Raw genomic sequence first — 8,898 nt, forward strand, 5'->3', positions numbered from 1 at the left:
GGGGTCGCCGTACCCCGGGGGTTGCGCCGCTGTGCTCCGGGGGAGTCGGGGCGAGCGCCCCCCCTGGGGGCGGGGGTTCGGGCGGGGGCGAGCGCCCCCCCGGGGGGCCGGGCCGGGCTGGGCTTGGGGGCGGGGTGGTGGCGATCACCGTACGGGGTACGGGGGGTGGGCGTCCGGCGGTTGGTGGTTTCGGCGGGCCGTGGGCGCGATCCGTTGGGGGCGGCTCGGGGGGTGGGCCGGCTGCGGGTGGGGAGGTGGCGCGGGGCGGGCGCTAGGCTACGGGCGGTCCGAAGGACGCGCGCCGAACCTTTCGTCCGAAAGGCCGGACTCTCTACTTCTTGCTGCACCAGCCCCGTGGCCAAGGAAAAAGCGCTGCTCAGGCAGCTGCTCCCCGCGCGTGCGGGGATGGTCCCCCGACGTACCACGTGGATCGGTGGCTGATGGTCTGCTCCCCGCGCGTGCGGGGATGGTCCCGAGCCCCCTTGCCGCAGGAGACCTTCACGGTGCTGCTCCCCGCGCGTGCGGGGATGGTCCCACAGCGGTCACCTGGGCCGAACGCACGGAGCTCCTGCTCCCCGCGCGTGCGGGGATGGTCCCACAACTGCCGGATTCCAAAGGGCGGATAGGGCGACTGCTCCCCGCGCGTGCGGGGATGGTCCCAAGCGCGAACGCCCGGCCGACTTTCACGGCCTCTGCTCCCCGCGCGTGCGGGGATGGTCCCTACGACGAGTCCTGGCGGCCCTGACCGCACGCCTGCTCCCCGCGCGTGCGGGGATGGTCCTCCGGGCCTCGCGGTGGCCCGCTGCCCCGACCACTGCTCCCCGCGCGTGCGGGGATGTTCCCCGGCTCGTGCCCGTCTTCGTGGAGCGCGAGTACTGCTCCCCGTACGCGCGGGGGTGGCCCCAGCCATCTGGGCGCCTCCGCTCACCAGGGGCCGACTGGCAGTTTGTGATGTGCGCGGATCGTGTATCCGGATCGGGTGTCAGCCGCGCCGCGCTGTGGAAGCTGTGGACAAGCCGCAGCCCGAGCACACGCGGACCTGTGAGGTGGGTGAGGTCCGGGGTGTCTCGGGCGGCGAGTGCGTGGAGAAGGTCAGATGCGTGCGCTGTCGATGAAGCGGTGCCACGCTGTCGGGCTGAATCCGAGGTGTGGGGAGGCGGGGTCCTTGGAGTCGCGAACGGCTGGGCGCCCCCCGGGCGTGGCGACCTCGACGCAGTTGCCCTCGGTGCCGGAGTAGGAGGACCTGACCCACGCGGGATGCTGTGGATCGTCGTGCTGGTGGTTCACTCGCCTGCCATTTCGTTCAGGACTCTGCGGATGAGAGCCCGCGATTTCGGGGGGTCGAGCGCGGCCATGTTGAGACGCCGGAACAGGGCGGCGAATCGCTCCGTGTCGCCGGGCTCCTCGTAGTAGACCGTGCCGTTGTTCAGCTCCCCGTACACGAGATCTTCCGCCGAGGACGGCGAAAAGCTCATGATGACGAAGGGCCCGAAGAGTGCCGCGTTCATCGGGCTCTCCTTCGGCAGGATCTGCAACTCGACGTTGGGCAGGTCGCTGTCCGTCAGGAGTGATTCGAGCTGCTCCCGCATCACGCCTGCACCACCTACCGCGTGGTACAGGGCCGATTCGGACACGATCGCCCATAGCTGCAACGGGTCCTCGCGCGTGAGGGTCTTGCGCCGGTCCTGGCGGACCTGGGCACGCGTCTCAAGCAGGTCCTCGTCCGCGCTGGGAATGTGAATTCGGGCGAGCGCCTTGGTGTACGCGGGGACTTGCAGCAGGCCGGGAATGAGGATGGGTTCCACGTCGTACATCTCGACGGCGTCCCACTCCACCGCTATGTACGCCGCGTACGACGGGCTGACGCTGCCCGCGTACTGCGCCCACCACCCCTTCTTCCGCGCGTCTTTCGCGAGCTGTTCGATCTGCGCCCGCTCGGCGGGGTCCGTCACGCCGTACGCGTCGAGAAGAGTTCGCAGGTCCACGAGGCGGATGCCGGACTTGGCGTTCTCGATGCGCGTCATCTTCGACTCGGCCGAATCGAGCACCCGCGCGGCGTCCGAGTGCTTCAGTCCGGCCGCGATGCGCAGGTCCTTGAGCAGTCGCGCCAAGCGGCGCTGACGGATCGACGGACCCGCGTTCGTGCTCGACATTCCTCCACCTCCAGGCGACGGAAGACAGTGTGCCTGGTGGGGCGAACAGCGGCAACGAAACTAGCGACTCACCATTTTGGGTTATTGACAATGTGGAGGCATCCTCATGCATGGTACTCATGGCGAGGTTGCTCAACTCGCGCTCACGACAATGGAGATGAGGGCGCTCGTATGTCCGAAAACCAGGGTGGGGCGGTGCGCCGCGCGCGGCTTCCGCGTCGGCGAACCAGCGTGCGGAAGGCGCGGGACTTCGCCCGGGAGGTGGCGGGAGCGTGGGGGTGCCGGGAACTCGCGGACGCGCTCGCGCTCGTCGTCTCCGAGCTGGTCACGAACGCGGTGGTGCATGCCCGTTGTGGGGCGGGGCGGCAGGTGGCGCTCACGCTCGTACGGGGGGACGGCGCCGTGCGGGTCGAGGTGCGGGACAGCGGGCGCGGGGCGCCGGCGCCGCGCGGGGCCGTGCCGTTCACGGAGGAGAGCGGACGGGGGCTCGCGGTCGTGGACGCGGTGGCAGCGGACTGGGGTGTGCGGGACGAGGTCGTGGGCAAGACGGTGTGGGCGCTGCTCACCCTGGAGCGGGAGGTCTCGAACGCATCCGCCAACGGGCGGGAGGTGGCGGCCCGTGCGACCCCTGGCGCGTGACGCGGAACGGCTGCTGTACGAGGACACGGCGGTCCCGGGCCTCCGCGTCCGGAGCTGGTGCCTGATGTGCGGGACGTACTCGCCGGAGGGGGTGACCGCGGACTCGGTACGGACATGGTGCCTGGAGCACAACCGGACGACGGGGCACGCGAGTTACCGGGTGGCGGAGACGCAGTACTTGGTGGTGACCCGGGAGGTGGGCGAGCCGGGGCGGTGCCGGTGCGGGCGGGGCGAGCCGGAAGGCTGAGGGGGAGTGGGGGGCTGATCCGGTAGCGGGGGTGTCGCTGGTGGCGGGGGAGCCGTGGCGCGCCGGAGCGGGGTGCCCGGGGACTACGCTTCGAGCGGTCCGCGCCTTACCTTCCTGGATCGCTACGCCCGAAAGGTCCGGGTCTTTGATCCTTGCGCAACGGAGGCCACGCGCCGACTAAACCTGCTGGTCACGGAGCCTGCTCCCCGCGCGTGCGGGGATGGTCCCCGTTCGGCCGGGGTGAGCGGGACGCGGCTGGACTGCTCCCCGCGCGTGCGGGGATGGTCCCGGGTAGGGGCGGGGCCAGTGCGCGTCTGCGTCCTGCTCCCCGCGCGTGCGGGGATGGTCCCGAGTATGGCGAGTCCTTGCCCAGCAGGTAAATCTGCTCCCCGCGCGTGCGGGGATGGTCCCCTCCGATCCCGTCCGGCAGTTGGGGCTGCCGACTGCTCCCCACGCGTGCGGGGATGGTCCCCTCCCCGAGGTGCGGCTGCACGCCGACAGCTCCTGCTCCCCGCGCGTGCGGGGATGGTCCCGACTTCGGCGAGCGGCTCCTGGACCCCGCGATCTGCTCCCCGCGCGTGCGGGGATGGTCCCGGCGGCGGCTCAGCCGTCACGCGGCACCGTCCCTGCTCCCCGTGCGTGCGGGGATGGTCCGAAGCTGTGGACGACCGAGGACCCCGAAGTGAACTGCTCCCCGCGCGCGAGGGGATGGTCCCGCCACCAGGCCGCCGACGGCGAGCGCGCTCGGTTCCCCGCGCCTGCGGGGACGGTTTCCGCTCGGCTACGCGTTGTCCCCGGTCGTGGCCCCCACGTCCTGCCCGCCCCCGCAACCGGTGCGTACTTCCGGTTGCCTTCGGGCAGGAACACCCTCGTTGATGTCCGCCCGTCTTCGGGAGCCGCCGTGGTCTCCGTCTCCTCCCCTCCCATTGACACCCTTGTTCTCGGTGCCGGTGTTGTCGGTGCCTCACTCGCGCATCAGCTCGGGGTGCTCGGGCTCGGGGCAGGGGTCACCGTGGTGGACCGGCGTCCGCCGGGGCGGCATCCCGGGTCCAGTGGGCACGCTCCTGGGTTTGTGGGGCAGCTTTCGCGTACGCCTGAACTCGCCTTGCTCGCACGGGAGTCCGTGCGGCAGTACGTCGGGTTCGGGGAGAGCGTCTTTCGGCAGGTCGGGGGGCTTTCGCTGGCCACCGATCCGACGCAGCTCGGCCAGCTTGCTCAAGACGCCTAGCACGCCGCCCGGTTAGGGATTGACGCCCACCTTGTCGATCCTGAGCGGGCTCGGTCGCTCGGGGGCGCACTCGTGCCCGGTGACGGAGTCGTCGGCGGGCTGCACGTGCCTTCCGATGGGCTCGCCGAGGCCGTACCGCTTGTCGATGCTCTCGTCTCCTCCGCCGAGCGGAGCGGCGTGCGGTTCCGGTTCGGGGCCGAAATCACGGGAGTTGAGGCGGACGGGAGGGTGCGGCTCGTGGGCGGGGAGGTGCTGCGGGCTCGGCGCGTTGTGGTCGCGCTCGGGATCTGGGGCGCCTCGCTGCTCCGTCCGCTCGGGGTCGTACTCCCGCTCGTACCCGTGGAGCATCCGTACGTGTACACCGAGGACGTGCCGGACGGCGGCCCCGACGACCCTCCGTACGTGCGGTTTTCCGGTCAGCATGTCTATGTGCGACGGCACGGTGAGCGGTACGGGTTCGGGACGTACGACCACGACCCCCATCCCGCACGCACCGGACCGGTTCGGCCTTCGCGACGCCGACGCCGAGCGGCCGTTCAGCGACGCCGCCTTCGGGCCCGCGCTCGCCCGCGCGCAGGCCCTCGTACCCGCCCTGCGCGGGCGGCGGATCGGGCGGCGGCTCAACGGGGTCTACGCGCTCACCCCCGATGCCCTGCCGCTCGCCGGGCCGCTGCCCGGGCTGCCGCGCGTGTGGGTCGCGGAGGGCTGCTGGGTCACGCAGGCCGGGGGGCTCGGGGCGCAGCTCGCGCGGCAGCTCGGCGGGGAGGGGGAGCCGCTCGTCGATCCGGCGCGGCTCGATCCGGGGCGGTTCGAGGGGTGGGACGTCGATCGGGTCCGTACGGCGGCGCTCCGGCACTACCGGGGGGTGTGACGCGCCCGTCCGCCTTCGCGATCCGTCCCGCTATGCTCCACCGCATGTCCACCAGCACCCCCGAGCCCGCCCGCCGTGGCCTTCTCACCGAACGCATCGCACGCGAGCTGGAGCACGGGATCAGGACGGGGGAGTTCGCACCCGGGGACAAACTGCCCTCCGAGCGGGAGCTTTCCGTACGGTTCGGGGCGAGCCGGAACGTCGTACGGGAGGTGTTGCGGCGGCTGGAGGCGCAGCAGCTCATCGAGGTGGCGGCGGGGCGCGGTTCCTTCGTACGGGAGCAGACGTCCGCGCAGGCGCGGGGGTACGACGCGCTCTACCGGGCCGGGCGGCCCACCGTGCGGCAGCTCATCGAGGCGCGGCTCCCCCTGGAGACGGAGATGGTCCGTCTCGCGACGGAGCGGGCGACGGAGCGGGATGTCGACGTGATGCGGGCTGCCGTGGTTGCGCTGGAGTGCGCGGACGAGCCGGTGAGCAAGGCGCGGGCGGACCTGGAGTTCCACGAGGCCATCGCCGTCGCGGCGGGGAACCCCGTACTGCGGATCATGCTCTCGTCCATCAGCGGGATGATGTTCGAGATGATGCTGCGGTCGAATTCGGACCCGAGCATCGCGGAGCCGGGCGTCCCGCATCACCCGGAGATTTTCGAGGCCATCGAGCGGCGTGATGCGGACTTGGCGGTGGAGCGGATGCGGGCGCACCTGCGGCTCGGGCTGCGGACGTACGGGCGGGACTTGGACGTCCAGGTGGACGTGATGGCGAAGCAGCACATCGAGATGTTGTTGGGGGAGGGGCGGGGGTGAGGGGGGACGGGGGTTCGGCCGCTATGGGTTGTATGCCGGATATGGCGGGTATGCCGGAATCCGCGATTGTTGCGCGAACGGGGCTGGGACGGGGGTAAACCCGCAGGTCGGAAAGGCTGCTCCCCGCGCGTGCGGGGATGGACCCGCGATGTTGAGGGTGGTGTGCGAGGCCCCGGGCTGCTCCCCGCGCGTGCGGGGATGGACCCTCCTCAAGGCCCCGCGCCGTCTCCCCCCACAGCTGCTCCCCGCGCGTGCGGGGATGGACCCGTGAAGCTGGAGCAGCTGCCGCCGCTCGCGGGCTGCTCCCCGCGCGTGCGGGGATGGACCCATCGGGCCGTTACGAGGCGCGGAACTTGACGACTGCTCCCCGCGCGTGCGGGGATGGACCCGTCCTGGCCGCCGCCCACAGCGCGCCCGGACGCTGCTCCCCGCGCGTGCGGGGATGGACCCCTCGGCCTGCGCCCTCAACTGCTCTGCTTTGGCTGCTCCCCGCGCGTGCGGGGATGGACCCGGCGGCCGACGTTCTGCGCACGTTCGCGACCGCTGCTCCCCGCGCGTGCGGGGATGGACCCGGAATTGCCTTCAGCCGTGGTGGTGGTCCCGCCTGCTCCCCGCGCGTGCGGGGATGGACCCCCGAGCTGGAAGGCCAGCTCGCTGCTGGTCGACTGCTCCCCGCGCGTGCGGGGATGGACCCACCCAGTGGCAGGAGCGGAGCGGCAAGGTGCTCTGCTCCCCGCGCGTGCGGGGATGGACCGCCCTCCTGCTACATGTGCGGGGATTCCTTCTGCTGCTCCCCGCGCGTGCGGGGATGGACCCTCCTGCCCGCTGCCCCGGTGCGCGGCGACGAACTGCTCCCCGCGCGTGCGGGGATGGACCCCACCCACCGTGCTCGGGCAGATGATTTCCGTCCTGCTCCCCGCGCGTGCGGGGATGGACCCCGCACTGCCTCCCATTCGCTGCGACGAACGTGCTGCTCCCCGCGCGTGCGGGGATGGGCCCGAGGCCGACACCCTCACAGACGATCCGTGGGCCTGTTCCCCGCGCGTGCGGGGATGGACCCCGCGCCGCCCCGCTCCCCGGCCCAGCGCTCCGCTGTTCCCCGCGCGTGCGGGGATGGACCCTTGCGGGTTTCAGAGGGTGGTGGTCGGGTCGACTGTTCCCCGCGCGTGCGGGGATGGACCCCTCCACATGACGCCCGAAGCAGCGGAGGAGAGCTGTTCCCCGCGCGTGCGGGGATGGACCCGTCACGGCGACGACTGCGGCCTGCCCCGCGAGCTGTTCCCCGTGCGTGCGGGGATGGACCCGCCTCGGCCTGCTCCAGGTGCTGGATCGCGATCTGTTCCCCGCGCGTGCGGGGATGGACCCCGCCGGTCCCCAGCGCGGTGGCGGCCGCGCGGCTGTTCCCCGCGTGCGGGGATGGACCCAAGAAGTCGACGAAGGCGCAGCGGGCGGCAGCCTGCTCCCCGCGCGTGCGGGGGATGGACCCCACCGCCAGGTGGACTTCCGCCCGGATCGGTACTGCTCCCCGCGCCTGCCGGGATGGCCCCTTCTCGTCGCGGCCCCTGGTGCGACTCACCGACCCCGGGCAGTGGTTCCCGCTGAACTCGGTTGCGAACACCGCACGTACAGCGCTACCCGATCGCGAGGGCCCGTGCCGAGGGGCGCAGGGCCGGGTTCGTGGTGAGGCATGCGGTGATGATCTCCTCGAACTCGGGGAACGACCAGGGCCGTTCGGCGGCGAGGTCGAGTGCGTCGCCGCTCGCGATGCGGCCGAGCTTGTCGTTGAAGGGGGCGTCGCTCTCGTACCGGATGGGGCGGCGGCCGGTCCAGCACCAGAACAGCGACGCGCCGAGTCCCCAGACATCGGAGGGAGGGGCGGCCTGGACGTGGTGGTCATCCGCCGTGGCGAGGAGCCGGCCGGCGACCTCTGGGGCCAGGGTGTGGACGAGGGCGCCCCGGTAGGGCAGGCGGAGGGGATCGGCGGGGCCGCAGGCGAGGGCGTAGTCGATGACGGTGGCGGTCCCCGTGCCGGTGATGAGGGTGTTCGTGGGCTGGACATCGGCGTGGGCCCACCCGGCCTCGTGAAGGCCGGAGAGAGCGGCGGCCCAGGTCCGGGCGACGGTCAGCAGCAGGGCCCGCAGGGCGGGGGTGTCGCCGTCAGCCTCGCGGGCGGGCGCGAGCGCGTGCCACAGCAACGCGCCCTCGACCCACTCGACCGCGAGCCACTGTCCCGCGTCCCACGTCCCGCCGCCGAGCCGGTACCCGGCGCCGACCGCACCGGCCGCCGTGAGGGCACGCAGGTGCCGGTCCTCCTGAGCCGTCTCGGCGGCCTTGTCCCGCTCTCCCCCGCCGGGAGCGTTCGCTTTCACGGCAGCCGCGCCGCGCGGCCCGCGCACCTTCCAGGCCCGCGAGCCGCGCCGGTCGCTCACGAGTCGCGCTGAGATGGGCCCGCCGAGCCGGTCTCCGAGACAGGTGAGGGCTTCCGCGGGGGGATGAGGGTCGTGGCCCATGCGCGTACGGTCTCCCAGTCGTCGGTGCCGATGGCGGCGAACACGCCCCGCCCATCGTCCTCCCCCGAGGCGAGCGCGGAGGCGAGATCCGGAGTGCCGGCGCGGAGGAAGCCCGGATCGCGACGGCGGATCGCGGCCCGTACCGGGAGGGAGGAACGGGACGGGCCGCAGGCGGGAGTGGACCCGGGCGCCAGTGCGACTTCAGGAAGGGGCTGGCCCTGCGCCCCGCCCCTGCGGGCCGCACTCCCCTCACCCCTACCGCCCCCCACTCCCCTCCTGCTAACCTCCTCCCCACTTGGTCCAACTGGTCCTACCAGTTGGACCGCGCCCACACCTCACCCCGATCCGCCCCCGATCCGACCCACCCGCCCCCGCCCCCGTCCCCCTCCTCCCCCCAGAGAGGTGGCACAACGATGTCCACCCCCCGCCCCCCAGCCGCCACCCCCG

The 8,898-nt window shown here is 72.6% G+C and carries 8 protein-coding genes and 3 CRISPR repeat arrays; of the genes, 4 read left to right on the forward strand and 4 right to left on the reverse strand.

What is annotated here, in order from left to right; translation table 11 throughout:
* The first annotated feature begins 384 nt into the window (after window positions 1-384).
* Window positions 385-904: a CRISPR direct-repeat array (repeat unit 29 nt; unit sequence CTGCTCCCCGCGCGTGCGGGGATGGTCCC).
* A gap of 188 nt (window positions 905-1,092) precedes the next feature.
* Together G3I42_RS31885 and G3I42_RS31890 are read right to left on the reverse strand one after the other, a co-directional pair.
* Complete coding sequence (locus G3I42_RS31885) at window positions 1,093-1,287, reverse strand: DUF397 domain-containing protein (protein ID WP_164291168.1); 195 nt, start codon at window positions 1,285-1,287, stop codon at window positions 1,093-1,095.
* Window positions 1,284-2,153, reverse strand: coding sequence for a helix-turn-helix transcriptional regulator (locus G3I42_RS31890; RefSeq protein ID WP_164291169.1), 870 nt, complete (start codon window positions 2,151-2,153; stop codon window positions 1,284-1,286). The genes G3I42_RS31885 and G3I42_RS31890 overlap by 4 nt, the downstream gene beginning before the upstream one ends.
* Window positions 2,154-2,324: 171 nt before the next feature.
* Here G3I42_RS31890 and G3I42_RS31895 point away from each other — a divergent pair, with 171 nt between their 5' ends.
* Together G3I42_RS31895 and G3I42_RS31900 are read left to right on the forward strand one after the other, a co-directional pair.
* A complete protein-coding gene (locus G3I42_RS31895; protein WP_164291170.1) occupies window positions 2,325-2,792 on the forward strand; it encodes an ATP-binding protein in 468 nt (155 codons plus the stop codon).
* Window positions 2,773-3,039 (forward strand): hypothetical protein, encoded by a 267-nt coding sequence (locus G3I42_RS31900; protein WP_164291171.1) that lies wholly within the window; start codon window positions 2,773-2,775, stop codon window positions 3,037-3,039. Before G3I42_RS31895 ends, G3I42_RS31900 begins: the two co-directional genes overlap by 20 nt.
* 199 nt (window positions 3,040-3,238) lie before the next feature.
* Window positions 3,239-3,813: a CRISPR direct-repeat array (repeat unit 29 nt; unit sequence CTGCTCCCCGCGCGTGCGGGGATGGTCCC).
* Between the two features lie 466 nt (window positions 3,814-4,279).
* Here the strand turns inward: G3I42_RS31900 and G3I42_RS38525 are convergent.
* Entirely contained in the window at window positions 4,280-4,690 is a 411-nt protein-coding gene (locus G3I42_RS38525) for a hypothetical protein (RefSeq protein WP_343244716.1), read from the reverse strand.
* Between G3I42_RS38525 and G3I42_RS38000 the strand changes: the two genes are divergently transcribed.
* On the forward strand, window positions 4,689-5,138 hold the full coding sequence (locus G3I42_RS38000) for an FAD-dependent oxidoreductase (protein WP_239096813.1): 450 nt from the start codon (window positions 4,689-4,691) through the stop codon (window positions 5,136-5,138). The two genes, G3I42_RS38525 and G3I42_RS38000, sit on opposite strands and share 2 nt — an antisense overlap.
* Window positions 5,139-5,170: 32 nt before the next feature.
* Window positions 5,171-5,941 (forward strand): FadR/GntR family transcriptional regulator, encoded by a 771-nt coding sequence (locus tag G3I42_RS31915; protein WP_164291173.1) that lies wholly within the window; start codon window positions 5,171-5,173, stop codon window positions 5,939-5,941.
* A gap of 116 nt (window positions 5,942-6,057) precedes the next feature.
* Window positions 6,058-7,486: direct repeats of the CRISPR family, unit length 29 nt; unit sequence CTGCTCCCCGCGCGTGCGGGGATGGACCC.
* Window positions 7,487-7,572: 86 nt separating this feature from the next.
* Here the strand turns inward: G3I42_RS31915 and G3I42_RS31920 are convergent.
* Window positions 7,573-8,310, reverse strand: a complete 738-nt coding sequence (locus G3I42_RS31920; protein WP_343244717.1) for a hypothetical protein — start codon at window positions 8,308-8,310, stop codon at window positions 7,573-7,575.
* Window positions 8,311-8,898: the final 588 nt, after the last annotated feature.

The organism is Streptomyces sp. SID11385 (genome assembly GCF_010548245.1).
In the GTDB taxonomy this organism is placed as follows: domain Bacteria; phylum Actinomycetota; class Actinomycetes; order Streptomycetales; family Streptomycetaceae; genus Streptomyces.

What these genes read in the sequence shown, in the direction of transcription:
- G3I42_RS31890 (WP_164291169.1), bottom strand. Translation starts at nt 2,153, where the DNA reads ATGTCGAGCACGAACGCGGGTCCGTCGATCCGTCAGCGCCGCTTGGCG.
- G3I42_RS31895 (WP_164291170.1), top strand. Translation starts at nt 2,325, where the DNA reads ATGTCCGAAAACCAGGGTGGGGCGGTGCGCCGCGCGCGGCTTCCGCGT.
- G3I42_RS38000 (WP_239096813.1), top strand. Translation starts at nt 4,689, where the DNA reads ATGTCTATGTGCGACGGCACGGTGAGCGGTACGGGTTCGGGACGTACG.
- G3I42_RS38525 (WP_343244716.1), bottom strand. Translation starts at nt 4,690, where the DNA reads ATGCTGACCGGAAAACCGCACGTACGGAGGGTCGTCGGGGCCGCCGTC.
- G3I42_RS31915 (WP_164291173.1), top strand. Translation starts at nt 5,171, where the DNA reads ATGCTCCACCGCATGTCCACCAGCACCCCCGAGCCCGCCCGCCGTGGC.